At 60.3% G+C, this 25,581-nt stretch carries 25 protein-coding genes and 1 pseudogene; 11 read left to right on the top strand and 15 right to left on the bottom strand.

From position 1 onward, the window contains the following. The first annotated feature begins 136 nt into the window (after positions 1-136). Positions 137-1,213, top strand: a complete 1,077-nt coding sequence (locus tag JFT87_RS21785; RefSeq protein WP_201204466.1) for a sensor domain-containing diguanylate cyclase — start codon at positions 137-139, stop codon at positions 1,211-1,213. 2 nt (positions 1,214-1,215) lie between these two features. On the opposite strand, the gene JFT87_RS21790 is transcribed toward JFT87_RS21785, so the two are convergent. Next, positions 1,216-1,680: a hypothetical protein gene (locus JFT87_RS21790; protein WP_201204468.1), complete on the bottom strand. Its 465-nt coding sequence runs from the start codon at positions 1,678-1,680 to the stop codon at positions 1,216-1,218. A 99-nt stretch (positions 1,681-1,779) separates the two neighbouring features. After that, on the bottom strand, positions 1,780-2,085 hold the full coding sequence (locus tag JFT87_RS21795; RefSeq protein WP_201204470.1) for an RcnB family protein: 306 nt from the start codon (positions 2,083-2,085) through the stop codon (positions 1,780-1,782). 426 nt (positions 2,086-2,511) lie between these two features. Between JFT87_RS21795 and tcuC the strand changes: the two genes are divergently transcribed. Together tcuC and JFT87_RS21805 are read left to right on the top strand one after the other, a co-directional pair. After that, complete coding sequence (gene tcuC / locus JFT87_RS21800) at positions 2,512-3,804, top strand: MFS transporter (protein ID WP_201204472.1); 1,293 nt, start codon at positions 2,512-2,514, stop codon at positions 3,802-3,804. A 27-nt stretch (positions 3,805-3,831) separates the two neighbouring features. Beyond that, entirely contained in the window at positions 3,832-4,602 is a 771-nt protein-coding gene (locus tag JFT87_RS21805) for a substrate-binding domain-containing protein (protein ID WP_201204474.1), read from the top strand. On the opposite strand, the gene JFT87_RS21810 is transcribed toward JFT87_RS21805, so the two are convergent. Further along, entirely contained in the window at positions 4,592-5,506 is a 915-nt protein-coding gene (locus tag JFT87_RS21810) for a LysR family transcriptional regulator (RefSeq protein WP_201204475.1), read from the bottom strand. The genes JFT87_RS21805 and JFT87_RS21810 overlap by 11 nt on opposite strands. A 261-nt stretch (positions 5,507-5,767) precedes the next feature. On the opposite strand from JFT87_RS21810, the gene JFT87_RS21815 reads away from it, so the two are divergent. Next, positions 5,768-7,576, top strand: a complete 1,809-nt coding sequence (locus JFT87_RS21815) for a monovalent cation:proton antiporter-2 (CPA2) family protein (protein WP_201204476.1) — start codon at positions 5,768-5,770, stop codon at positions 7,574-7,576. A gap of 118 nt (positions 7,577-7,694) precedes the next feature. Here the strand turns inward: JFT87_RS21815 and hcnC are convergent, their stop codons facing one another. From hcnC to JFT87_RS21840, 5 genes are all read right to left on the bottom strand, one after another. Continuing rightward, positions 7,695-8,954 carry a cyanide-forming glycine dehydrogenase subunit HcnC gene (gene hcnC, locus JFT87_RS21820; RefSeq protein ID WP_201204477.1) on the bottom strand — a complete coding sequence of 420 codons (1,260 nt, stop codon included), beginning with the start codon at positions 8,952-8,954 and terminating at the stop codon, positions 7,695-7,697. Continuing rightward, a complete protein-coding gene (hcnB, locus tag JFT87_RS21825) occupies positions 8,947-10,356 on the bottom strand; it encodes a cyanide-forming glycine dehydrogenase subunit HcnB (protein WP_201204478.1) in 1,410 nt (469 codons plus the stop codon). The genes hcnC and hcnB overlap by 8 nt, the downstream gene beginning before the upstream one ends. Then, a complete protein-coding gene (locus JFT87_RS21830) occupies positions 10,353-10,667 on the bottom strand; it encodes a (2Fe-2S)-binding protein (protein ID WP_201204479.1) in 315 nt (104 codons plus the stop codon). Before JFT87_RS21830 ends, hcnB begins: the two co-directional genes overlap by 4 nt. Before the next feature lie 240 nt (positions 10,668-10,907). After that, complete coding sequence (locus tag JFT87_RS21835) at positions 10,908-11,447, bottom strand: hypothetical protein (protein WP_201204481.1); 540 nt, start codon at positions 11,445-11,447, stop codon at positions 10,908-10,910. Between the two features lie 221 nt (positions 11,448-11,668). Next, complete coding sequence (locus JFT87_RS21840) at positions 11,669-12,610, bottom strand: hypothetical protein (RefSeq protein WP_201204483.1); 942 nt, start codon at positions 12,608-12,610, stop codon at positions 11,669-11,671. Between the two features lie 298 nt (positions 12,611-12,908). On the opposite strand from JFT87_RS21840, the gene JFT87_RS21845 reads away from it, so the two are divergent. Continuing rightward, entirely contained in the window at positions 12,909-13,592 is a 684-nt protein-coding gene (locus tag JFT87_RS21845; protein ID WP_201204485.1) for a response regulator transcription factor, read from the top strand. Next, complete coding sequence (locus JFT87_RS21850; RefSeq protein WP_201204486.1) at positions 13,570-14,964, top strand: sensor histidine kinase; 1,395 nt, start codon at positions 13,570-13,572, stop codon at positions 14,962-14,964. The genes JFT87_RS21845 and JFT87_RS21850 overlap by 23 nt, the downstream gene beginning before the upstream one ends. A gap of 331 nt (positions 14,965-15,295) precedes the next feature. Here JFT87_RS21850 and JFT87_RS21855 read toward each other — a convergent pair whose 3' ends face one another. The 3 genes and pseudogenes from JFT87_RS21855 to JFT87_RS21865 form a co-directional block, all read right to left on the bottom strand. After that, complete coding sequence (locus JFT87_RS21855) at positions 15,296-15,706, bottom strand: SRPBCC family protein (protein ID WP_201204487.1); 411 nt, start codon at positions 15,704-15,706, stop codon at positions 15,296-15,298. 30 nt (positions 15,707-15,736) lie between these two features. Beyond that, a complete protein-coding gene (locus tag JFT87_RS21860) occupies positions 15,737-16,534 on the bottom strand; it encodes an SDR family NAD(P)-dependent oxidoreductase (protein WP_201204488.1) in 798 nt (265 codons plus the stop codon). Continuing rightward, a pseudogene (locus JFT87_RS21865) lies at positions 16,534-17,582 on the bottom strand (aldo/keto reductase). The gene JFT87_RS21860 and the pseudogene JFT87_RS21865 overlap by 1 nt, the downstream one beginning before the upstream one ends. Positions 17,583-17,694: 112 nt before the next feature. Between JFT87_RS21865 and JFT87_RS21870 the strand changes: the two are divergent. Next, on the top strand, positions 17,695-18,582 hold the full coding sequence (locus tag JFT87_RS21870) for a LysR substrate-binding domain-containing protein (protein WP_201204489.1): 888 nt from the start codon (positions 17,695-17,697) through the stop codon (positions 18,580-18,582). Between the two features lie 139 nt (positions 18,583-18,721). After that, entirely contained in the window at positions 18,722-19,381 is a 660-nt protein-coding gene (locus JFT87_RS21875) for a methyltransferase family protein (protein WP_201204490.1), read from the top strand. A 119-nt stretch (positions 19,382-19,500) separates the two neighbouring features. Here JFT87_RS21875 and JFT87_RS21880 read toward each other — a convergent pair whose 3' ends face one another. Together JFT87_RS21880 and JFT87_RS21885 are read right to left on the bottom strand one after the other, a co-directional pair. Then, complete coding sequence (locus tag JFT87_RS21880) at positions 19,501-20,169, bottom strand: HAD-IA family hydrolase (protein ID WP_201204492.1); 669 nt, start codon at positions 20,167-20,169, stop codon at positions 19,501-19,503. A 63-nt stretch (positions 20,170-20,232) separates the two neighbouring features. Continuing rightward, complete coding sequence (locus JFT87_RS21885) at positions 20,233-20,640, bottom strand: response regulator (protein WP_201205312.1); 408 nt, start codon at positions 20,638-20,640, stop codon at positions 20,233-20,235. Between the two features lie 199 nt (positions 20,641-20,839). On the opposite strand from JFT87_RS21885, the gene JFT87_RS21890 reads away from it, so the two are divergent. After that, a complete protein-coding gene (locus JFT87_RS21890; RefSeq protein ID WP_201204494.1) occupies positions 20,840-21,781 on the top strand; it encodes a class I SAM-dependent methyltransferase in 942 nt (313 codons plus the stop codon). Positions 21,782-21,877: 96 nt separating this feature from the next. Here JFT87_RS21890 and JFT87_RS21895 read toward each other — a convergent pair whose 3' ends face one another. Then, on the bottom strand, positions 21,878-22,654 hold the full coding sequence (locus tag JFT87_RS21895) for a LuxR C-terminal-related transcriptional regulator (RefSeq protein WP_201204496.1): 777 nt from the start codon (positions 22,652-22,654) through the stop codon (positions 21,878-21,880). 305 nt (positions 22,655-22,959) lie between these two features. Between JFT87_RS21895 and JFT87_RS21900 the strand changes: the two genes are divergently transcribed. Further along, complete coding sequence (locus JFT87_RS21900; protein WP_201204498.1) at positions 22,960-24,078, top strand: DmpA family aminopeptidase; 1,119 nt, start codon at positions 22,960-22,962, stop codon at positions 24,076-24,078. A 246-nt stretch (positions 24,079-24,324) separates the two neighbouring features. On the opposite strand, the gene JFT87_RS21905 is transcribed toward JFT87_RS21900, so the two are convergent. Beyond that, positions 24,325-25,011 carry a GNAT family N-acetyltransferase gene (locus tag JFT87_RS21905; protein ID WP_201204500.1) on the bottom strand — a complete coding sequence of 229 codons (687 nt, stop codon included), beginning with the start codon at positions 25,009-25,011 and terminating at the stop codon, positions 24,325-24,327. A gap of 243 nt (positions 25,012-25,254) precedes the next feature. Here JFT87_RS21905 and JFT87_RS21910 point away from each other — a divergent pair, with 243 nt between their 5' ends. Next, positions 25,255-25,578, top strand: coding sequence for a YXWGXW repeat-containing protein (locus JFT87_RS21910; RefSeq protein ID WP_201204502.1), 324 nt, complete (start codon positions 25,255-25,257; stop codon positions 25,576-25,578). Positions 25,579-25,581: the final 3 nt, after the last annotated feature.

The raw sequence follows: 25,581 nt of genomic DNA on the forward strand, positions 1-25,581 counted from the left end.
CATGGGCAGCGTTTTCCCAGAATTGCAGGCAATTGGCAACCGTTCGGAGCGGTTTAGATCTATTTCCGGCAGTAAGCGTGAACTAATATATGCGCCATCCCCCCACGGTTAAACTCGCCATGACGGCCATCCCTGAATGAGTGTCCTCTGGATCAGCGCTGCCATTGGCTCAGTGATGCTTGCCGTGCTTGTTGCGCTGGTCTGTCGCCAGTATTCCCTGCAACAGCAACTGGTCGAATGCCGTGCGCTGATCGCCAGTCTTTCCACGGGACAAAACATCCATCTGGACGGTGACGCCGAGCGCTTTAAACGCAGCCAGTACTTCGCCCGCATCGGCACTTGGGACTGGGAAGTGGACACCGACAAGCTCTATTGGTCGGAGGCGATCTACGGCATGTTCGGGTTCAAGATCGGTGAAGTCACGCCCTCCTACGCCCTGTTCTGTTCCTGCGTGCACCCGGACGACCGGGCCAAGGTCCGCGCCGGAGAGCTGCGTTGCCTGGAAACCGGCGAGAACCATGACGAGGAATACCGCGTGGTCTGGCCCGACGGCACCATCCGCTGGTTGCGCGAGACCGGCAATGTGGTGAAGAACGATCACGACGCCACGATCAAGATGCTGGGCGTGGTCCGCGACATCACCGAAGAAAAGGCGTCCGCCAGTTACCTGCAACACCTGGCCCATTACGACCCGCTGACCGGCCTGCCCAATCGCCTGGTGCTCGAAGAGCGCCTGTCCGAGGCACTGGAACAGGCACGCATCAGCGCCACACGGGTGGCGCTGGTGTTTGTCGACCTCAATGGTTTCAAGGCAATCAACGACCATTACGGCCACGCGGCTGGCGACCGGGTGCTGGTCACCACCGCCACGCGACTCAAGAGAATCCTGCGCTCAACCGACACCGTCGCGCGGATTGGCGGCGACGAATTCGTGGTGATCCTCCAAGGCCTGCCGCAAGGCATCAACCTGCAAGATGAAGCCCGCAGCATCTGCCAGAAAATCTTCGTCGAACTCTCACCGCCAGTGACGATTGGCAATGATCAACGACACATCGGCACCAGCCTTGGGGTCGCGGTGTTCCCGGATCATGCGCCGAGCATGGATCGGCTGATTCATATTGCGGATCTGGCGATGTATGAGGCGAAACGCAGTGGGAATAATCAGTATCGGTTGGGCGGTGGGCAGGTTCTGAGTCACAGCCGAATGGAGTGAGGTCAGCCAGCTGTCTTGCCAAACACAACGCCGTTGAAGGTGTGAGTGCAGCACTGACAACTCGGCGTCATGTCAGCGGCTTTCAATTCGGGATTGACGATTTGCAGAAGGTTTTGCTCATCGACGTACAGGCCATTGAAGTAGCTCGACTCACCCAACCGGACGATGTCACTGCGCTCATCTTCCTGAATGGCAACCATCCAGAACAGCGGATCGGGACAATCGAGGCGCGACAACGCTTCACTGAATATCTGATTCCAATGACCACCCACCCTGGACAATAAGAAACGGAACAATGGCGTGTAATCCAGTCCGTATCGTTTGCCGGAATGCATCGAACCTCGCGATGCTTCGCGGCGGCTCTCGCTCTTGGTATTTCGTTGATCGCGGTAATGCGCGACCGACTCATTACGTCGCACACCCCAGGTGCGCGTGTTGACTTTGCGGTAAAGCGGCTTCTTGTCCAACCCATTGCTCCTGACATCCGGTCACTCGAGACGCCCACGGGTTTTACCCGAATGGCGCTCGATCGCAATCAACCGTCCATGGCTAATTATTGCCGGGGTTTAACGCGGGACTGGTTTCATCTCGACAATGGTGCCGTTGGTGATCATCACCATGACGTATTGGTCATTGATCTGCACCCACTGCGCCTGATCGACCGGTTTTTTCAGGCCTTTGGCTTTCCAGTCGAGGGCTTTTTCGCTGCGTTGATAAATATCCGGGGCGCGGTCGTTGACCTTCAATTCGCGGTCGCTGACCGGGGATTGTACGGTAGGATCGCTTGAGGTTTGCGCCGCTTGAACAAGTGGGCTGATCCCGGCAATGCCGGCAACGAGGGCCAGGCTGGCGATTAGGGTTTTGCTGTTCATCGGTGAACCTCCATTGATGTGTGATACCTGAACTCCGACTGCGCGGCTCGGGAATCATTCCTTGTTTTTTGTGCCGGTTGGCTGGGGGATTGTAGTCGTCTGCCGGGCCGCCATCGCTGGCAAGCCAGCGCCCACAAGATTTTCATGTGAGCGCAAATTTCACCCACACCACAAAACCTGTAGGAGCCGAGCTTGCTCGCGAAGGCGTCGACACATCCAACATATTGATCGTCTGAGACAACGCTTTCGCGAGCAAGCTCGGCGCCTGCAAAAAGCAAGCGTCGGGCGCATTGATCCGCTTCACGCATCAATGCATGCCAACTATGCAATTAACATATCGATCCCCCTGTTCCACTATCCGCGCCAATAAGAACCGTGCGCTGCCCCCACGCGGCGCACGTCATAAAAGCGGTGGAGTACACGTCAATGACAGCATCAATCCCTTCCGGGCGTTCTCACGCCGGTTCGATTTTCCGGGTGACCTCCGGCAACTTCCTCGAACAGTTCGACTTCTTCCTTTTCGGCTTCTACGCCACCCAGATCGCCGCCGTGTTCTTCCCGGCCAGCAGTGAATTTGCCTCGCTGATGATGACTTTCGCGGTGTTCGGCGCCGGGTTCCTGATGCGCCCGCTCGGCGCTGTGGTGCTGGGCGCTTACATCGATGATGTGGGCCGGCGCAAAGGCTTGATCGTCACGCTGTCGATCATGGCCAGCGGCACGATTCTGATTGTGCTGGTGCCCGGATACGAAACCATCGGACTGTTTGCACCGGCCCTCGTGTTGATTGGCCGCTTACTGCAAGGTTTCTCGGCCGGTGCGGAAATGGGTGGCGTCTCGGTGTACCTCTCGGAGATTGCCACGCCGGGCAACAAGGGCTTTTTCACCAGTTGGCAGTCGGCCAGCCAGCAAGTGGCGATCATTGTCGCGGCAGCGCTGGGCTATGGGCTGAACCAATGGATGGCGCCGACGATGATTGCCGATTGGGGCTGGCGGATTCCGTTTTTCGTTGGCTGCATGATCGTGCCGTTCATCTTTTTCCTGCGCCGCAACTTGGAAGAAACCGCCGAGTTCGCTGCGCGCAAACACCGCCCGAGCATGGGCGAAGTGTTCCGCACCCTGGCGCAGAACTGGGGCATCGTGCTCGGCGGGATGATGATGGTCGCCCTGACCACCACCGCGTTTTACCTGATCACCGTGTACGCGCCGACCTTCGGCAAAACCGTGCTGCACTTGAGCACCTCCGATGCGTTGCTGGTGACGTTACTGGTGGGTGTTTCGAACTTCTTCTGGCTGCCGATTGGCGGCGCCTTGTCCGACCGTATCGGCCGGCGCCCGGTGCTGATTGCCATGTCGCTGCTGACCCTGTCCACGGCCTATCCGGCGCTGACTTATCTGGTGAACGCACCGAGTTTCACCAACATGCTGCTGGTGTTGCTGTGGCTGTCGTTCATCTATGGCTTGTACAACGGCGCGATGGTCGCCGCCCTCACCGAAATCATGCCGGTGGAAGTGCGGGTCGCCGGGTTCTCGTTGGCGTATAGCCTGGCCACGGCGGTGTTCGGTGGTTTCACTCCGGCGATGTCGACGTTGCTGATCCAGTACACCGGCGACAAGGCTGCACCGGGTTACTGGATGAGTTTTGCCGCGCTCTGCGCGTTGTGCGCGACGCTGTTTCTCTATCGCCGCTCCACCGGTCGCCTGCAACCCGCCGTGTCGTGATTGACCTTTGACTGCGAGAAATAATCGATGAAAAAGCTTTTCAGCTATGCAGCGCTGGTCCTGATCGCCAGTTTGAGCACCGTCGCCCAAGCCGAAGAAATCCGTGTGATGACGTCCGGCGGCTTCACCGCTGCCTACAAAATCCTCGGCCCGGAATTCGCCGCATCCACCGGCAACACCCTGCACACCGACCTCGGCCCATCGATGGGTAAGGCGCCCGAAGCGATCCCCAATCGCCTGGCTCGCGGTGAAAAAGCCGATGTGGTGATCATGGTCGGCTACGCGCTGGACGACCTGATCAAACAAGGCAAAGTCGACCCGGCTTCACGGGTGGAACTGGCGGATTCGCGGATTGGCCTGGTGGTGCGCGAAGGCGCAGCGAAACCGGACATCAGTTCGGTCGAGGCTTTGAAAAAGACCCTGCTCGACGCCAAGTCGGTGGCCTATTCCGATAGCGCCAGCGGTGTGTACATCGAGGAGCAGTTGTTCAAGAATTTGGGCATCGAAGAGCAGCTCAAGCCGAAGTCGAAGATGATCCCGAAAATCCCCGTGGGCTCGGTGGTTGCGACCGGCGACTATCAACTGGGCTTCCAGCAGGTCAGCGAATTGTTGCCGGTGCCGGGGGTGAGTTTTGTGGCGAAGATTCCGGAGTCGGTGCAATCGGTGACCCGTTTCGCCGCCGGCATTCCGGTGGGCGCGCAACACCCGGCCGAGGCGAAAGCCTTGCTGGACTACCTGGCCTCCCCGGCCGTTCAACCGCAGGTGCAAGCCACCGGGCTGGACTCGGTCAGCCGCTGACCGCTGGCGGCTGGACTTTCATTGCCACCACCAGCCTTTCCAGTTCCAAGGCTGCCGGAGTCAACGTGCGACCCCGGCGCTTCAGTAGCCCGACACTGCGCATCACCAATGGATCGGTCAGCGGTACCCGGGTCAGAATCGGGTGATCTTCCGCTGGCATCGCCATCATCGGCACTGCCGCCACGCCCAGCCCAGCTTCCACCAGCCCGATCATCGTCGTGACGTGACGGGTTTCGCAGATGCTCGGCCGCTGCGGCACTACGCCGGCGAGCGCTTGATCGAGCAAAAAACGGTTGCCCGAAGTCTTGTCGAGCGAGATGTAGTCCTGCTGGTAAAACTCATCCCATGTCACGCTGCTGCGCCCGGCCAACGGGTGATCGCGCCGACAGGCCACCACGTAGCCCTCTTGCACCAGCGGTTCGAAGTCGACTTTGGCATCCTGCGTACCGAGGAAACTCAAACCGAAATCCGCCTCGCCGTTGACCACCGCGCTGAGCACGTCATGGGCGCTGGAATCGAGGACCTTGACCTTGATCCGGGGAAATTGCCGGTGGTAATGAGCGATCACCCGCGGCATAAAGTAGTACGCCGCCGACGGCACGCAGGCGACGGTGACATGCCCGAGCCGGGTTGAGGCGACTTCGCTGATGCCCAGCAGCGCCACGTCCAGATCGTCCAGCAATCGCTCGACGCTGGGGATGAAACCACGCCCGGCCTGGGTCAGGCTGACCTTGCGGGTGGTGCGCTCGAACAGCTTCACGCCGAGGGCGTCTTCAAGCTTTTCAATACGTCGGCTCAAGGCCGGTTGGGAGATGCGCACCGTATCGGCAGCCTTGCGAAAACTGCCCTGCTCAACCACGGCGCGGAAGGCTTGCAGATCGTTCAGGTCGAAGTTGATGGCCATGGTCGGTCTCGAAATGATTGATTCGCTGTCGCTATCAATGTAACCAATTGATGCGATATTTTACAGAAACGATGAAAATCCCCTGTAGGAGCTGCCGCAGGCTGCGATCTTCTGATCTTGATTCTGTGAAATCGAACACACGATCAAAAGATCGCAGCCTCGTTGCACTCGTCAGCTCCTACTGGGATCTTCGGTGGATCTGGAAACGATGCAGCCTTTATCCTTGCTTCCCCCGCCGTACCGAGTCTATGGAGTTTCGCCATGCCCCATGAAGGCAACCTGTTGCAAGCCGCTGTCGTGTTTTTGTTCGCGGCGGTGCTCACCGTGCCGTTGGCCAAACGTCTGCAATTAGGCGCTGTGCTGGGTTATCTGTTTGCCGGGGTGATCATCGGGCCGTCGGTGCTGGGCTTGATCGGCAACCCGCAAAGCGTCAGCCATATCTCCGAACTTGGGGTGGTGTTGCTGCTGTTTATCATTGGCCTGGAGCTGTCGCCGCGACGTTTGTGGGTGATGCGTAAATCGGTGTTTGGCGTCGGTCTGGCGCAGGTGCTGCTGACCGGTTCGGTGATTGGTGTGCTGGCGTTGTTCGTGTTCGGCCAGTCGCTGAACAGCGCGATGGTGTTGGGCCTGGGTCTGGCGTTGTCGTCCACCGCGTTCGGCCTGCAAAGCCTGGCCGAGCGCAAGGAACTGACCAGCCCCCACGGGCGGCTGGCGTTTGCAATTCTGCTGTTCCAGGACATCGCCGCGATCCCGTTGATCGCCATGGTGCCGTTGCTGGCCGGCGGTGATCACACCACCAGTGCCGCTGAAGATCTGAATCACGGTTTGCGGGTGCTGGGCAGTATCGCGGTGGTGGTGATCGGCGGGCGTTACCTGCTGCGGCCGGTGTTCCGGGTGGTGGCCAAGACAGGTCTGCCGGAAGTGTCCACCGCCACCGCGTTGCTGGTAGTGATCGGCACAGCGTGGTTGATGGACTTGGTCGGCGTCTCGATGGCGCTGGGCGCGTTCCTTGCCGGTTTGCTGCTGGCGGACTCCGAATACCGTCATGAGCTGGAAGCGCAGATCGAACCGTTCAAGGGCCTGTTGCTGGGGTTGTTCTTCATTAGCGTCGGTATGGGCGCCAACCTGAGTCTGCTGTTGAGCGCGCCGATCACGGTGCTGGGGCTGACTTTGTTGCTGATCGCGATCAAGCTGCCGCTGCTGTTTGTCGTTGGTCGCCTCGCCGGTGGATTGGGCAGGGTCAGTGCGATTCGTCTCGGCATCGTGCTCGCGGCCGGTGGTGAATTTGCGTTTGTGGTGTTCAAGATCGGTCGCGACCAAGGCTTGTTCGAGCCGCGCCTGTACGACTTGCTGGTGCTGACAATCACCCTGTCCATGGCAGTGACGCCGCTGCTGTTGCTGCTCTGCGCGCGGCTGTATTCGCCCAAGGTGCAACCGGTGGTGGTGCCAGAGAAATTCCGCGAAATCGACACCGATGCGCCACGTGTGGTGATCGCCGGCATGGGCCGGATGGGCCAGATCGTTGCACGGATTTTGCGCGCGCAGAACATCAAGTTCGTGGCGCTGGATACATCGGTGGAAACCATCGAACTGTCCCGCAGTTTCGGCGGCGTGCCGGTGTTCTACGGCGACCCGATGCGCCCGGAAATTCTCAGCGCGGCCAAGGTTGAGCAGGCGGAATATTTCATCATCGCCACCGATGATCCGGACACCAACATCAAGACTGCGGAGGTGGTGCACCGTTTGTATCCGCACATCAAAATCATCGCCCGGGCGCGTAACCGTCAGCACGTTCACCGCTTGGTCGACCTGGGTGCCGAGGCGATTCGGGAAACCTACTATTCCAGCCTGGAAATGAGCCGGCGGACGCTGGTTGGCCTCGGGCTGACCCAGGCACAGGCCGATGCGCGGATCAAACGCTTCAAGCATCACGATGAACAGGTGCTCGAGGCGCAGCATGCGGTTTATGACGATGCGGCGAAGGTCTTGCAGACGGCGCAGGAAGCCCGGGCGGAGCTGGCGCGGTTGTTCGAGTCCGATCAGCTCGAAGAAGAATCCCGCAGAACCTGAGCCACACACAAAACTCCATGTGGGAGCGAGCCTGCTCGCGAAAGCGGTGTGTCAGTCAACACATTCAGGACTGACAAATTGCCATCGCGAGCAGGCTCGCTCCCACAGGGGATCTGAGTCAAGCAGGCTCTAGCGTGCGCTCTGGTTTGACCGGGGCCACTTCGAAGCGGTCCGCCAGGAACGGAGTGATGTCCAGCGGCAACGGCTCGTCGTTCACCAGTTTATCCAGCAGCACCCCGGTAATCGCCGACGTCAGGATGCCGGTGCGGAAATGCCCACAAGCATTGAGATACCCTTGCACCCCTTTCATCGGCCCAAGAATCGGCAGTTCATCCGGTGACCCCGGTCGCAACCCGGCCCAGGTACGCTTGAGATTCACGTCCGCCAACTCCGGAATGCAGCGCACGGCGCCTTGCACCAATCCAGCAATCTCCGGGTAGGTGGTGGTGACGTCGAAGCCTTTGTCCTCGGTGGTGCTGCCGATCAGGATCTCGCCGTTGTCCTTCTGCGCCACGTAGCAATCGCTGGTGGTCAGGCAGCCACGCAGGATCTTCGGCATGCGCTCGGTCAGCAGGATCTGGCCCTTCACCGGGCTCACCGGAATGCGAATGCCGGTAGCCTGTTCACTCAAGTCTGCAGCCCAGGCGCCCGCCGCGTTGATCAGGGTGTTGCAATGAAACACCCCGGCCTCGGCGGTTTGCACGCCGGTGACTCGCGAGCCGTGGTGCAACACGCCGGTGACGTTGGTGTTGAAGTACATGTCCACGCCGTTCTGCCGCGCGCCTTCGGTATAGGCGTCGGCCAGGCGGAACGGGCTGACCTGATGGTCGCAGAGAAACTCCAGCGCCCCCCTCGCCTCATGGCTGACGGCGGGTTCGGCTTCGCGCAGTGCGGCTTGATCGAGCCAGCGCACCTGATCCGCCAGGTGCGGAATGCAGGCGACGATGTGCTCGGCGTAGAGCCGGTCTTCATCGTCGTAGATCACGAACTTCAGCCCGGTCTTCTCGAACTTGAAGTCCATGCCGTGGTTGTCCTGCAATTCTTTGTGCAGCGCCGGGTACATGGCGTTGGACTGCAAGGCGAAATCGAAGAACGACTGCGGCAGGATGTGCGGCGTGCTGGAGTCGACCACCACGGCTGAACCGTGGGCTTCACGCTTGCGGTTGGCTGACATCATCCGAAAGAAGATCACCCCGCAGCCCAGCCCGACTGATTCACCGATGGCCCACAAACCGCCGGCCGATGCCCGGGTCGCGTTGCCCGGTCGCTTGAAGTCGATCAACGCGACCTTAAGGTCTTTGCGCTTGGACAGTTGATAGGCGCAGGACGCCCCGATCACGCCGCCGCCGGCAATGACCACGTCATAGAACTTACTCATGGCTGGCGGCCTCCGTGGCGGCGTTGTGAAAGGCTGAAAACGGAATCGGGTCGATCGGAAAGCGCGGTCGCAGCCAGCCCACGTCCTGGCGCCCGGTGGCTTCGCGCAGCCTGTCGCTGCAATAGCCGACGCACATCCGCCCCTGACAGTCGCCCATGCTGACGCGGGTGCGCATTTTCAGGCTGGCCATGTCTTGCACGCCCTGGTCCAGTGCCCGGTCAATGTCGGCGCGGGTGGCGTGCTCGCAGCGGCAGATCACGGTGTCCGCGGCCGGCAATGCGGTCTGCCCGGCGCCGCGCCCGGTGTAGCGGTCAACCGCCGCACGGAAACGCACAATCGCCTTGAGCTTCGACAGGAAGCGGTCACGCCTGACCAGCGCCAGCTCCGTGTCCAGAACATCCCGTTGCAGCAACATCGATAGCGCCGCGATCCGCCCTGCCAGCATCGCCGCTTCACCGCCGCGAATCCCGCCCATGTCGCCGGCCAGGTGCACGTGCGGTTCATTGCTTTGCTGCCAGATATTGGCGTTGGCACGCAGGTAGCCGTCGTCGCTGAAGCCGTGGTTCAGGCCCATTTGCTGACTGAGCTGAGTACGAGGAATGAAGCCGTAACCGACCGCCAGGGTCTTCGCTTCGAAGCGCTCGACGCGAGACAGGTCCGGCACCCAAGTACGCGAATACGGCGCTACGGTGACAGATTGCAACTCGCCATCGCCCTGGGCCTCGACCACGCCCCAGCCGTAATGCATGGGGATGCCGTGCATTTTCATGAACGCCAACATGCTCAGGCCATCGAGAAACAGCTGTGGCTTGTTCAGCAGCGCCAGGCTTTCCCGGGCGATTTTGCCGAACGCGCACGCTTCATACACCCCGGCGACCGTCACCCCGGACGCGTGCAACTGACACGCCACCAATGGCAGCAACGGCCCGGTGCCGGTGATGACCACCGGCCCTTGAGGCTTGACCACGCCGCTCTTGATTTGCAGCTGCAACCCGCCGAGCAGGATCACACCGGGCAAGGTCCAGCCAGGAAACGGCACGCTGCGCTCGTGGCAACCGGCAGCCAGCAGCAATTGCGGGTAGGCGATTTCGTGCAGGTGCTCATCGGCGTCCAGTACCACCAATGCGCGAGTGCCCTCGGCACCGACCACGCGATGGTTCAAGCGCACGTCGATCAACCCCGACTGTTCCTCAAACTCGCCGTGCAATCGGCTGAGGATTTCGGAATAACGCGGCCCCAGATAGTCGAGCTGAACGCCATCGCGCAGCGGCCCGCGATAGACCACACCGCCGAGTCGCGAGGCTTCTTCCAGCAAGATGCTGCGCACGCCATGCCGGGCCAGTTCAATGGCCGCGGCCATGCCCGCCGGGCCGCCGCCGACGATCACCGGATGCAGGCTCATAACGCCTCCTGCTCGGCGATGCGATTGACCTGGGTTTCGACGGTCATGCCGTCACGCGCGACGGTCTGGCAGGCGCGGCGCTTGTGCCGGCCATTGATTTTCACCAGGCAGCATTGGCACACGCCCATGCCGCAATAGGCGCCGCTGATTTGATCGTGATCGTTGCGAGCCACCTGGCGCAGACCAAGGGATTGAATGACCGTGAGGACGGTTTCGCCGATGGCGGCGCTAACCGCTTGGCCGTTGATGTGCAAAGTCATATCCGCCCTTACCAGCGGCTGGATATCGAAGGTTCTGTCTAAGCAGTGCATTGCAATTTCATCCGTGAAGGTTCGGTTGAGGTTGTGTCAGCTCCTTGCTGCACTACACCGTAGTCGACGCTTTTATTACTGTGTTTGGGACGTCGACGCGGGTACTCCGTCAGCGCAAACAAGGTGCGCGGGAAGCACTGTAGCTCATACCTCAGCAAAGGCCTGGTTCATTTACGTTAGGCGATATCGCCAATCGAAACATTGATCCAGGCCAGTGAAAACAGTCGGATTGTTCAACGATCAGTTGGAGAAGACGAACTGCCCTTTGAGCTTCTTCGCACCGATGAATCCCAGATCGGGGAACAACAACGATTTGACCCAGGCAGCGTAAAACACCACAGCGAAGGTGATGCCAACGGCGATCACGGTGGACAGCGGATCCTCTTCATAGCCCTTGAACATGCGCGAAACCTGACTGATGTTCAGGAGAATGAAGACGGTATAAGCCGCCGCGACGTTCTTGTAGAAATACCAGGCAAACAACAGCGGTACACCGCCAGCGATCAGCATCATGGTCAGTGCCAGGCCGGCGCTGACCTCGAAAAACAGAAAGAACCCGGACACTGCGCCGATAAATGCCTGAATACAGATCAGCACGATCAACAGCGTGACCTTGAGTGAATGCTTTTGTCTGAGCGCCGGATCGGGGCGACCTGCTATCCACGCCGCCAACACGCGATCCTTGACCTTGCCGCCCGACAGCGCTTTGAACGTCTCGGTTTTCGAACGCCCGGCCTCGAGCATTTCCACCAATTGTCGTTTGATTTCCTTCTTGTCCAACGCGTTCATCCTTAAAGAGAGGTAAAGCGGCCAATCCACTTCCGACGGCAATTCTCGCCGCTGTCCCCGCAGAAAGCAAAACGCCGCTTCTACCAGAGGCAGAAGCGGCAGAGGCACGTGCCTCAGAGGGATCAGTGCATGAACAGGGCAATCAGGATGATGATCGGGATTGGCACGCCGAGAAAGAACAGAAGTAGTGAGCGCATGATGATTCTCCTGGGTTAGCGAACAGGTGGCAGCGAGGTGGTGGTGACGTAGGCATCGGACTCCAGATACACCACGGCATCCCGACGACGACCGCCGAAGGTAGCGGCAAGGCTGGCGAAAAACGCACCGGCCAGCAGCGCGACGAACATCCACAACGCGGTCCAGGCAGCGACTTTGGCGGCGGTGTCGGCAGCCTGTTTAGCGGCGAGTTTTTCGTCATCCACGGCTTTGTGAGCCTTGGCGAAGACTTCGTCTACACGGCGTTCGGCGTCGGCCTGGGTCAGGTTGGTGCGCTGGGCGACCAGTTGCGCGAGGTAGGTCCGGTCTTCGGCAGCCAGTTGGCCGTCGTTGCCCAAGGTGCGCACGAAGATCCGGGTAACGGTGCCACGGGCAGCGTCATCACCGACGGCGGCCGGGCGATCATCGCGGAACAGGCTGTCGACAAAGTAACCGTACGGGTCACTGTTGGTGTTGCTGGCAGCGGTGCCCGCTGCTTGCGTCATCGCACTGGCGGCGCCGCCGGCGAAACTCGCCCCGGCCTGCATACCACCGCTGACGATACTGCTGACCGAGCCGACCACCAGGGTCGCCGTCACCAGCGTCGCCACGCACCAGGCCAGGAAGCCATGGGCGGTGTCGCGGAAATAGACTTCATCGCCATGCATATTGGCCCACTTCACCCGTAGGCGACCGGCAATGTAACCGCCGAGCCCGGAGGCAACGATTTGTGTGAAGGCCAGCCAAACGATCGTTGAAATGCCCAGGCCCTTGGCGCTGACGCCCTCGTTGGCCCATGGTGAGACAGCCGAAAAGCCCAGGCCGAAGCCGAGCAACACCAGAATCAACGACAACGCCGCTGCCGCAGCAGCCCCGGCGAAGATCGCGCCCCAGGACACGCCCGAGAGCGTGCTTGATTCATCTGCGGCAGGATAAAAACCCTCAGAAGATCTATTCATTATTGTTCTGCTCCAGGCATGAAAGTCGGTGTTACAACTCGTCAAAAAATGAATTGCAGGCACCGTGCCAGTCGCCAGAATTTAATAAACCTATGTTTATCAATAACTTAGAAAAGATGAACTTCCTAAGACCATGCAAATTGCAACAAAGGGTCGATTTCAGCGGGTTTTCTGCACTGGAAAATAAATCCGCCGATTTGCGTTTTTGACAGCTACAACATGAAAGTTAATTTAAAGCGTCACGGAAATTTCTTGGCAAAATGCTGCCATTCCGTTTGAACCGATCAAGGCCTGCCCTATGACTCGAATCTTGACCATCGAAGACGACGCCGTGACCGCCCGGGAAATTGTGGCGGAATTGAGCAACCACGGTCTGGAGGTGGACTGGGTCGACAATGGTCGTGAAGGCCTGGCACGAGCGGTCAGCGGTGACTACGACCTGATCACCCTCGACCGCATGCTGCCGGAGCTCGATGGCCTGGCAATTGTCACCACGCTGCGGACCATGGGCGTGGCTACGCCGATTCTGATGATCAGCGCCCTCTCCGACGTCGACGAACGCGTGCGAGGCCTGCGTGCCGGCGGCGACGATTACCTGACCAAACCCTTCGCCACCGATGAAATGGCGGCGCGAGTGGAAGTGTTGCTGCGCCGGCAAAACACGGTCAGCTCCCACGCGACTACGCTGCGGGTGTCGGATCTGGAACTGAACCTGATCAGCCACGAAGCCAGCCGCAATGGCGAATTGCTGACGCTGCTGCCTACCGAATACAAGCTGTTGGAGTTCCTGATGCGCAACACCGGGCAGATTCTGTCGCGAATGATGATTTTCGAAGAAGTCTGGGGTTACCACTTCGACCCCGGCACCAACCTGATCGACGTGCACATCGGCCGTTTGCGCAAGAAGATCGACCCGCCCGGCAACGTCCCACTGATCCGGACTGTGCGAGGCTCGGGGTATGTCATTGCTGAACCCCTCTAAAGGCTGGCGCTCTTCCAGCAGCCGTTTGCTGGCGCTGTACAGTTCGCTGTTCGTGGCCTGGAGCGGGATCCTCATGGGGGTTATGTACTACGAAGTCTCCGGCTATCTGGACAACCTCGCCAAGCATTCGCTGATGCAGCGCCAACACCTGTTTTCGCGCTTCCAGGGCGAACAACTGGTGGACGCCCTCGCCGCCAGCATGACCTTCGACATCCGCGGCATCGATGCCTATGGCCTGTTCGATGCCGAGCATCGCTACCTCAGCGGCGCCTTGCGCGAGATACCGTCGGATCTGCCGCTGGACGCCCGGATCCACATGCTCGCGGACTGCGCCGAGTCCGACGACCCGACCTTGCCCGAAGACAGCTGCGACGCCGTGGCGACCCCGACGCTGGACGGTCGCTGGCTAGTGCTGGTGCGCGACAACGGTTCGTTGTTTGCCGTGACCCGGATCATCCTCCGCGCGCTGTTCTGGGGGGTGTCCCTCACGATCCTGCCCGGCATCGCCGGCTGGCATTTGTTACGCCGTCGGCCGCTGCGGCGCATCCGCGCGATCCAGGCCAGTGCCGAAGCCATCGTCGCCGGCGACTTGACCCGCCGTTTGCCACTGTCCAACCGGCGCGACGAACTGGACATGCTCGCCGCCATCGTCAATGCCATGCTCGAGCGCATCGAGCGCCTGATGAACGAGGTCAAAGGCGTATGTGACAACATCGCCCATGACCTGCGTACCCCGCTGACCCGCCTGCGAGCGCAGTTGTACCGGATTCAGCAACAGGCCGACCAGAGCTCGCCCCTGGCGCAGCAACTGGATTCGGTAATGGCCGAGGCCGACACCTTGATGGCACGGTTTCGCGGCTTGCTGCGAATTTCCGAACTGGAGGATCGTCAGCGACGTTCAGGCTTTGTGCAGCTTGATCCAGTGCCTCTACTACAAGAGCTGCATGACTTTTATCTGCCGCTGGCGGAAGAAGGTGAACTGGTTTTTCAGCTGCAATTGCCAGCGTCCCTGCCTTCACTCAATGGCGATCGAGCGCTGTTGTTCGAGGCCATTGCGAACCTGTTGAGCAACTCGATCAAATTCACACCGCCGGGTGGCGAAGTGATTTTGCGTGGGGTTAATCAGGGTGGGCATACACGAATCGAAGTGCTCGATTCCGGGCCGGGCATTCCTCCGTCTGAACGTGAGGCGGTGTTCCAGCGGTTCTATCGGGCTGAGGGCGGCAATCAGCAGAGTGGATTTGGCTTGGGGCTATCGATCGTTGCGGCGATTGTCAGCCTGCACGGTTTCACCCTCGACGTCGGCACCAGCGATTTGGGTGGGGCGAAACTGGTGCTCGATTGCCGACAGAGCCTGATCGAAAACTCCTGATTACAGAAAGCACAACCCCTGTAGGCGCCGAGCTTGCTCGCGAACACGCCGTGTCAGCCTGCATCGTTACTGACTGCCCCAACGCCTTCACTGTAGGAGCTGAGCTTGCTCGCGAAGGCATTGGGTCAGCCTGCATCTTTGCTGACTGACACGCCGCTTTCGCGAGCAAGCTCGGCTCCTACAAAAAGCAGTGGTGGCGGTTTGTCTGATACACCGCTTTCAACGTAGGAGCTGAGCTTGCTCGCGAAGGCATTGGGTCAGCCTGCATCTTTGCTGACTGGTACACCGCTTTCGCGAGCAAGCTCGGCTCCTACAAAAGCTGTGGTGGCGGTCAGGTTGGGTAGTTGGCGCGCAGCGCTTCGAGGCCGCCCTGGTAGATGCCGTTGAACAGCGCTTCGACTTCTTCATCGCTGACGCCTTTGGCGTTGAAACGGCCTGACCACGTCACCCGTGCGCCCTGCCCTTGGGCTTCAACCTTGATCGTCGCCAGATAATCGGTGGCCGGGAACGGCGCCTGTTCGATCGAATAGCTGTAGGTCTTCGCCGTGTTGTCGAACGCTTGCAGGCGCTCGATCACCACGCCGCCATCGGCGGTTTGCAGGGTGCGCACGCGCCCGCCTTCGCTCAACTCACTCTTGGGAATGAACGGCAGCCAGTCCGGCAGCGTGTTGAAACCGCCGATCAATTGCCAGACCTGATCGGCCGAAGCCGGGATGTCGATGGTTGCAGATGCTGTTGGCATAAATATACGTCTCTCTTGAAGAATTCGAATTCAGATCGTCAGGCTGTCGACCACACCACCATCGACGCGCAACGCCGCGCCAGTGGTCGCCGAAGACAGCGGTGACGCAATGTAAGTCACCAGGTGCGCAACCTCTTCAACGTCGGCCACGCGCTGGATGATGGAAGTAGGACGGGCCTTGCGCACAAAGGCGTCGGCCTCATCGCGCAGCGTGCGGCCCGATTCGGCGGCGGCATCCTTGAGCATCTCTTCCAGGCCATCGGTAAACGTCGGCCCCGGCAGGATCGCATTGACTGTCACACCGGTGCCAGCCAGACGCTTGGCCAGACCGTGAGACACCGCCAGATTGGCGCTTTTGGTTACGCCATAATTGATCATGTCTGCCGGTGTGGCCACCCCGGATTCCGAAGACAGGAAGATCACCCGTCCCCAGCCCTGCTCGACCATCGCCGGCACATAGTGCCGCGCAAGGCGCACGCCGGAAATCACATTGACCTCATAGAAGCGCGTCCACTCACTGTCCGGCGCCTCAAAGAAATCGACGTCATTGAAGATGCCCAGGTTGTTCACCAGAATGTCGGCACGCGGCTCGGCGGCGAACAACTTGGCCGCACCTTCGGCGGTGCCCAGATCCGCAGTCAAACCACGCAACTGCGCTCCCGGCACCTTCTGCCGAATGCTCGCCAGTGCTTGTTCGACCTTACCGGTGTCGCGGCCGATGACCACCACCGTGGCCCCGGCCTCGGCCAGCGACTGGCTGATGCCCAAACCAATACCCGCCGTGCTGCCACTGACTATCGCCAGCTTGCCACCCAAATCAATCTTCATCACACACCTCCCATGTAGGAGCTGCCGTAGGCTGCGATCTTTTGATCCGGCAACGGCGCCCGTTCGGAAACCAGTTTCGCTTCACGCAATGCCTGCCAGAACCCGGCTGGAATCACTGCCGACAAAGCCGCCACATCCTCAGCAATCCGCCCCGGCTTGCTCGCGCCAGGAATCACTGCCGCGACCGCCGGATGGGCCAGCGAAAATTGCAGCGCAGCGGCTTTCACATCAACGCCAAAAGCAGCAGCGATGCGTTTGATCTGTTCAACCCTGGCAACGACTTCAGGGCTGGCCTGCTGGTATTCAAAGTGCGCGCCACCGGCAAGAATCCCCGAGCTGTAGGGTCCACCGACAACAATTTCAACGTTCTGCGCCAATGCCGCATCCATCAGGCGCTGCAACGGCCGTTCGTGATCGAGCAGCGTGTAGCGCCCGGCCAAGAGGAAACCGTCAGGCTGCGCTTCCGTCAGATCCAGCGTCAGTTCACACGGCTCGACTTTGTTCACACCCAGGCCCCAGCCCTTGATCACGCCTTCTTCGCGCAAACGCGTCAGCACCTTGAACGCACCGGTGCGCGCCTGATTGAAGTACTCCAGCCATTGATCGCCGTAAAAGTCCTGGGCGATGTCGTGCACCCAAACGATGTCGAGGCGATCGGTCTGCAGGCGCTTGAGGCTGTCTTCGATGGAGCGCAGGGTCGCGTCGGCGCTGTAGTCGTTAACGATCTTGTTCGGGCGACCGTGCTCGAACACGCCACTTTTTCGCCGAGATCGCGGGCAGCGGCGTCTTCGACTTCATCGAGAATCACTCGGCCGACTTTGCTACTGAGTACATAGTCATCGCGGTTGTATTGCTTCAAAGCTTCGCCGAGGCGGATTTCCGACAAGCCCGAGCCATAAAACGGCGCGGTGTCGAAGTAACGCACGCCGGCAGCCCACGCGGCATGCACGGTGGCTTGCGCTTCTTCCTCGGGAATGGCGCGGAACATGTTGCCCAGTGGGGCAGTACCGAAACCGAGTTGGCCGGGCAGTTTGTCTTTCAAGCTCATTGGATGTTCCTCATAGGTTCAGGGTCTGCGTGACCGTTGAGCAGATCCTAGATTGCGACACCGAGACCGTCCAAGACATAATGTGCAGCACTTGAGTCCCTACAGGTCTGACATGATCGACATTCGCCAATTGCGCTACTTCGTTGTAGTCGCCGAGGAAGAGCACGTCGGCCGCGCCGCCGAACGGCTGCATATTTCCCAAAGCCCACTCAGCCGGCAGATCGCCCAGCTAGAGGAGCGCTTGGGCCTGACGCTGTTCGAGCGCAGCCAACAGCGCATTCGGCTGACCCGTGATGGTCAGACATTTCTCGCCGAAACCCGTGCCCTGCTGACCCACGCCAATCGCCTCGAATCCCTCGGCAAACGCTTGGGCCGGGGTGAGGAAGGCGGTTTGTGCATCGGCTATATCGAAAACGCCATGCACGCCGGCGTGCTGCCCAATGCCTTGCGGGTACTGCGCATCGATCGACCGAATGTGCATGTCGCGCTGTACAACCTGAGTTCGGCCGAGCAACTGGAGGGCCTGCGTCAGCGTAGTCTCGATATCGCCCTGGTGAGCGAGCCGCCGACCGATGACGACCCGGACTTGCTGGGTTTTCAGGTGCTCGATGACCCGATGCTGCTGGCCCTGCCGGAGCACCATCCGCTGGCGCACCAGGCAACGTTGAGCCCGCAGGATCTGGCCGGGCAGGAATGGATCGGCGTGCAACCACGTCAGGATGCGAGTGATGAGTTTGTCAGCGCGTGCATCCGCGCCGGTTTCACCCCGGATGTGCGCATGCAGGCAACCGAGCCGTTTACGGCGCTGGGGCTGGTGGCGTCGGGGCTTGGGATTGCGATGATTCAGAAAGGCTTGAGCCATAACGCGCCGCCGGGTGTGGTATTGCGCGAAGTGCCTTGGCTGACGCTCACCACACCGTTGTGGGCGGCGTGGCACCGGATCAACTTGCGGCCGTTGGTAGAAACCTTCCGCAAAGTCCTCACCGCCGCCCCCTTGTAGGAGCCGAGCTTGCTCGCGAGGGCGGCGAGTCGATTAACGCAGATATCGACTGATGCACCGCTTTCGCGAGCAAGCTCGGCCCCTACAGGTTTGTGGCGGATCTACACTCATCGCATCAGCATTTCGTTGCGAGATTGCCATGAGAATGTCAGCGCAAATGACCGTTGCCGCGGTACTCGCCAGCCTCGCCTACCTGGGTCTGGCGATGTGGGGGATCGGTGGTGTGGGGATATTTTTCTCCCACGGTTCGCTGGTGGTAGTGGCGCTGGCGACGGTGGCAATGGTGATCGCATCGCTGTTCACCGAGGTCAACCTGAGTGCCGGCGAACGCGAGGACCGGGCCAATCGCTGGGTGCTTCCGGCGTTTGGCGTGATTGGGCTGGTGAGCGGGTTTGTGCCGGCCTACACCGACCGCATCGACTTCTGGACCTTTGGTGGCGAGGGCGTGCGCTGGCTCGGTGCGCTGCTGTTCATCCTTGGCGGCGCGCTGCGGCTGTGGCCGGTGTTTGTGCTGGGCAAGCGTTTCAGCGGATTGGTGGCGATTCAGCCGGGACACACCCTGGTGACCGACGGCATCTACCGAAATTTGCGCAACCCCAGTTATCTGGGGCTGATGGTCATTGCCATTGGTTGGGCACTGGCGTTTCGCTCGGGGGTTGGCCTGTTGCTGGCGGCGTTGACGCTGATCCCGCTGATCGCACGGATTAACGCCGAAGAGGCGCTGCTGCGGGCGCAGTTTGGTTGGGAATATGAGGTTTATTGCGGCAGGAGTTGGAGGCTGATTCCCGGAGTTTACTGACCAGCATTAATCACTGTGGGAGCGGGCTTGCTCGCGAAAGCGGTGGGTCAGCCAATATTGATATCGACTGACATTACGCCTTCGCGAGCAAGCCCGCTCCCACAGGGGATTGGGGTGGATCAGGAAGAATGCAGTTGGATCCGGCCATCGGCGTTCGTACGGACCTCGACTGAGGTGTAGTCAGCCAATGTTGCATGCGGGGTCTCGATCGGGTGGTCGTGGGTCGACGTGATGATGACCAGGTCAGAACCGGCAGCTTCGGCCGCTTGTATCCCGACCGTGGCATCTTCAAAAATCAGGCATTCAGTCACCTCAACACCCAATCGCTGAGCCGCCAGTCGATAGCCAGCCGGATCAGGCTTTCCGGCCTTCACGTCTTCAGCCGTGACCATCACACCCGGCTCAGGAATCCCCGCCGCCGCCATCCTCCGCAACGCCAACGCCCTCGGCGCCGAGGTGACAATCGCCCAGCGGTCAGCCGGCAGCGACTTCAGAAAATCCGCCGCACCCGCTACCTCGACAATCCCTTCCACATCCTCGATTTCCGCCTCGGTAATCCAGGCGGCTTCAGCCTCGGCATCCAGCCCCGGCAGGGCCTGACGATTAACGGTATCGATAGCGCGAGCGCCGTGGATGGTCGGCAGGAAGGTCTGGACATCAAGACCATGGCGCACGGCCCAGGTTGTCCAGATCCGCTCGGCGGCGGCGATGGAGTTGAGAACGGTGCCGTCCATGTCGAACAGAAAGGCGCGGTATGGCGTATCGAAAACGGATGTTTTAGCAGGCAAAAGACAGCTTCCTATCGCAAGGGCCGGGCGGGCAATGTAACACCACTGGTCGCCCACGAGCGCCTACAGGTGACGGTGTGACTTTAAGGCCCCTTCCACACAATCGAGCAACTGCCCCAGCGCCCAGGGCTTCTTGATGAACGCCACCTCATGCCGTACTCCGGCGCTTTGCGGGGTTTCGAAGCCGGACATAATCATGATCGGCTTGTCCGGCCAGCGATCACCGAACTCATTGGCCAGGTCCGCGCCGTTGCGCTTGCCGGGCATGGTGATGTCCGTCAGCAACAATTTGACCTCGCCCGCGTGCTGTTCCAGGAACTGCGCTGCCGCATCCGCGCTGGTGTGCGGCTGCACGACGAAGCCTTCTTCCTGAAGAATTTCGCACAGAAACTCCAGAATCAGCGGGTCATCCTCCACCACCAGAATCAAGCTGCCGGGAAGGTGCGTGCTCGCCGTTGGTGTTGGGCACATGAACTGGCACTCCCGGAACTGCATTAACGATTTAGCGGTTTGAATCCGCTGCTTATCTGGTATGAGCGGCGCGTTCTGCAGAAATTCATTTTTGATACAGCTCTTTTCTGAAAGGTGAAACTGGCCGGCCCGCGACAAGCGTTCGCGACGGTGCAATTGTGGTTAAAATGCTGGCCCTTTTGCTTGCCGGCCCTGACCGATGAACCCTGAAGCCCTCGCCACCCTCCACGCCCATCTGCTGCCTGCACTCGCGGCGGCGCCGAGCGAAACCCGCCGTTTGTTTCACGGGCGCGGACGTTGCTGGCCGGGTCTGGAGCAATTGACCGTCGATTGGTTGCAAGGCGTGGTACTGGTGTCGCTGTTCAAAGAGCCGGAACCGCTGCAACTGGAAGACTTGAAGCGGTTGCTGCTGGAGATCACCCAGTCAGCCGAGTGGCAGCAATCCGGTGCGCACACGCTGTTGCTGCAACACCGCTACCTGCTGCAAAGCACCACCGAATGGCTGCTCGGCGACGCGCTCGAGGAAATGACCATCACCGAGGGCGGCCTGCATTATCGGGTGGACCTGGGCCGCAAGCAGAATGCCGGGCTGTTCCTCGACATGCGCTACGGCCGTGATTGGGTGCGGGCCAATGCCGAGGGCAAGCGGGTACTGAACCTGTTCGCCTACACCTGCGGGTTTTCGGTCACGGCCATCGAAGGTGGCGCGGCGCACGTGGTCAATCTGGACATGTCCAGCTCGGCCCTGAGCCGTGGCCGCGACAATCACCGGCTCAACGGCCACGACTTGAGCAAGGTGACGTTCCTTGGCCACGACCTGTTCAAGTCCTGGGGCAAAGTGATCGGCAAAGGGCCGTACGATCTGGTGATCATCGACCCGCCGTCGTTTCAGAAAGGCAGTTTTCTGCTGACCAAGGACTATCAGCGAGTATTGCGCCGCTTGCCGGAACTGCTCACGTCCGAGGGCACGGTGCTGGCCTGCATGAACGATCCAGCGTTCGGCCCGGACTTCCTGATCGACGGCGTCACCCGCGAGGCGCCGAGCCTGCGTTTCGAACAACGACTGGAAAACCCGCCGGAGTTTCCCGACATCGACCCGCAAAGCGGCCTGAAAGCCCTGGTCTTCCAACGCATCAGCTAACCCCGTGCAGGAGCTGCCGCAGGCTGCGATCTTTTGATGTCGTTGAAAAATTCAAAAGATCGCAGCCGCGTTTCACTCGACAGCGCCTACCAGTGATCATCCATCGCGGTTTTGGCGCAACACCAGCGCAAATAACTCGCCATGACCGCTGACGTTGAGCTTGTGGTAAAGGTTGCGCCGATGCACTTTCACCGTTTCCGGGGAGATGTTCAGTTGCTGGGCGATGGCTTTGCTGGAGAAGCCTTGAAGAATCAGCCGGGCGGTCTCGACTTCCCGCGCGGTCAAACGCGCGCCGAAGCGATCCAGCAAGGTCGCCAGATCCCCGGCCACCGCCGTCGGCCCCTCCGGCGGCACGAGTTGCAGGTGTCGGCTCATCGCCGCCAGCACCCAGTCGCGGACACACAGCAGGCGCCCCTGTTCCTCGAGGGTGAAACGCGTCGAGCGGCCCAGCGATAAACCGAGTACAGCACCGTCCACATTGATCATGAACTGCAGCTCATCACCCCCCACCACTGAGCAGAAGTAGCTCAGGTAATACTCGCTCTGTTGAAACTGGTCCGGGGCCACGGAATCGAGGCTGTGCAAACCGTCAGTTATTCCGGCACAAGCTGCCTGATAGAAGGGATCGAGCAGGTACATGCCGGCGCTGTAATCGGCCAACTCTTCCTCCTCGTGCGCGCTGGCGCGGGAGTCGAAATCGATCAGCAACTGCGGCACCCGACCCGCCCGCATCACCGCGACCAAGGCGTTATCCAGGGGCACCAGCAACCGCAAGGTATCCACCAGCGCCCGCCAGAAACCGTCGTGGCCCAGCGCGCCAAACACCCGGGCCAGCCCTTGGTGCACCGGCAACTCCTTCAGCAACGCCTCCACGCTCTACCCCTTTTGTGTAACCCATGATGGGAATGGGTCAGGCGTGGTCGGCCCGGTAGGCTGACCACAGTTGTTCATCACCGGCCACACGCCAGCAGAGCCGCATCATGCGCAAGCGTTGTGGGGATATCAACAGGGGGATGGCACACCAAAACAACCCGGTACATCCCCTGTAGGAGCAAGGCTTGCCCGCGATGGCGGTATTCAGCCGGCAGATGCATCGATTGGGCGGACGTCTTCGCGGGCAAGCCTTGCTCCTACAGATTTGGTGACAACACTGACATTAATCCAAGAGACAGATATCGATGAAACCTCGTGCACGTGACCTCAATATTCTCATCGGCCAGATGCAGCCCGGTCCGCTCAACGCCATCACCGATGTACCCGGCATCCGCGTCGGCCACAGCAATGTGCGCGGCCGCAGCAGCGCGGGTCGCGACATCTGCACCGGCGTCACCCTGATCGAGCCGCGGCAGGGCTCGACCAGCCAGCAACCGTGCTTCGCCGGGGTGCATGTGCTCAATGGCAACGGTGATGCCACGGGGCTTGAGTGGATTCGCGAAGCCGGATTGCTGACCAGCCCCATCGCGTTTACCAACACCCATAGCCTCGGCGTGGTGCGTGACGCGCTGATTGTGCTGGATCGCGAACAGCAACCGGATGATGGTCGCCTCTACTGGAACATGCCGGTGGTGCTGGAGACTTACGACGGGCTGATCAATGACATCAACGGCTTTCACGTCAAGCCCGAGCACGTCGCCGAAGCCATGCAAAACGCGGCCTCCGGTCCGGTACAGGAAGGCGCCGTGGGCGGAGGCAGCGGCATGATCTGCCATGAATTCAAGGGTGGCATTGGCACGGCATCACGCCGTTTGAGCGATGTTCAGGGCGGTTGGACGGTGGGTGCGATTGTGCAAGCCAACCACGGCATTCGCAGTGAATTGCGGGTCGACGGTTACCCGGTCGGCCGCTACATGGAACAGGTGGATTCGCCCTTCTTGCGCGCATCGTTGCCGCATCCCGGCATGGGTTCCATCGTGGTCTGTCTGGCCACCGATGCACCGCTGCTGCCCCATCAATGCACGCGTCTGGCGCAGCGCGCCAGCCTCGGCCTCGCGCGTACCGGCGGTGGTAACGAGGATCACAGCGGCGACATTTTCATCGCGTTCGCCACCGGCAACGATCACGTTCCGCCCGCGGCGTATGAAGGCAAAGGGGCGTCGACCTGCGATGGCTTGCGCATGGTCAACAACGACCATATCAGCGAACTGTTCCTCGCCGCCACCGAAGCGGTTGAAGAGGCGATCATCAACGCCCTGCTCGCCAGCGAAAGCACTCAAGGCAATGGCCATGCTGTACCGGGACTGGACGAAAAAACCCTGCTCGCCGCCCTCGAAAAGGCCGGGTGGCCCGGCGCCCGCTAACCCCAAAATCCCCCGCAGGAGCTGACGAGTGAAACGAGGCCGCGATCTTCTGATCCTCAAAAAACTCAAAAGATCGCAGCCTGCGGCAGCTCCTGCAGGGGTTATTTGAACATCTGAGCGCCGAGTTGACGCGCCGCTTTCAGTGGCAACTGCGGACCTCGTACTTGCGATTCCGGCAGCAGCGTCAAACTGACGTCAAAGAGACTTGAGGCAGATTTTTTTGTCGGCGTTTTTTGCTTGCTCCCTTCAATGCAGGGTCAGGCGCTGGCGGACAAATTCCTCGGTGTGACGGGTGGTCTGATCGAGATGGCGGTCGCGCTGCTTCTCGGCGTCGAGCATCGCCCGTTTGCCGTTCTTCTGTAACAGATACGTGTGAATCTGCTGCACTTCCAGCGATCGGTAAATCGGCGTGGTGTCGATAAAGCCGCGCAGGCCATTGCTGCGGTAATGCCGGGTACTCATGAGTACTTGCGTCTCGCGCGCAGCGATCACCTCAAAGCCCAGCGCTTCGAAATAAGGGACTTTGCCGACGGTGCAGGCCAGTTCGGCGTGCGGATAACGCCCGACCATTTCGCCAATCAACGCCCGCGCCACACCCTGACGTCGATGCCCTTCACGCACGGCCATGTAAGCCACGCTGCACGCCTCCCAATCGCCCTGCACCGGCAGGTACAAGAGGAAACCGATCACTTGCTCCGGATCCTCGTCATCGCTCGCGACCAGCAATTCCACCTCGGTGCCCTTATCGCCATTCAACGCTTCCAGATACAGATGCACCTCGTAGCCGACCGCGTACTGATAGACGTTGTACAGCAGGTTGCTCGGGCCGAGGCCGATCGCGCTGATGTCGGTCAGGTAGTCGACCACCATTTGCAGAATCTGGCTGTTGACGCCTTCGGGGCATGGGGTTTTGTAGTGGGTGATGCGTGGCATGACAAACGAACTCCGACAGAAAACCGCAACATCATACCCTCTCCCGACACCAACCCCCTGTAGGACCTGCCTCAGGCGACGATCTTTTGAGCTTGATCGAGCAAACCAGGCGCCAAAAACCGCAGCCTGCGACAGCGCCTACCTTGAAGAAAATTTCATCTGCGGCCAATGGGATGTTTGCCTTTTGAAGCGTCCAATTCTTCAGCTGCGTTAACTTTTCAACGCAGGCCTTGAGGAGTTGTCATGAGCGTTTTGCGTTCCCTGTCCAAATGGCGAAAAACATTGCTGCTGGTGCCTTTGACCCTGGCGGCGCTGGCCAGCACGCCGGTGTTTGCGCAGCAGGTGGTGATTGTCCAGCAAGCACCTCCGCCGATGCGCATGGAAGTGATGCCCGGCCCGCGCCCCGGTTATGTCTGGGATCAGGGCCATTGGCGCTGGCAAGGCCGAGGTTATGTGTGGATGCCCGGCCACTGGCAGCCGGTGCGATACAACGCGCACTGGAAGCCGGGGCATTGGCAGGCGCGCGGGCCGAACTGGTTCTGGGTTGAGGGGCATTGGGTGCGTTGATTG

Origin of the sequence: Pseudomonas sp. TH15, from assembly GCF_016651105.1 — a bacterium.
Lineage (GTDB): Bacteria > Pseudomonadota > Gammaproteobacteria > Pseudomonadales > Pseudomonadaceae > Aquipseudomonas.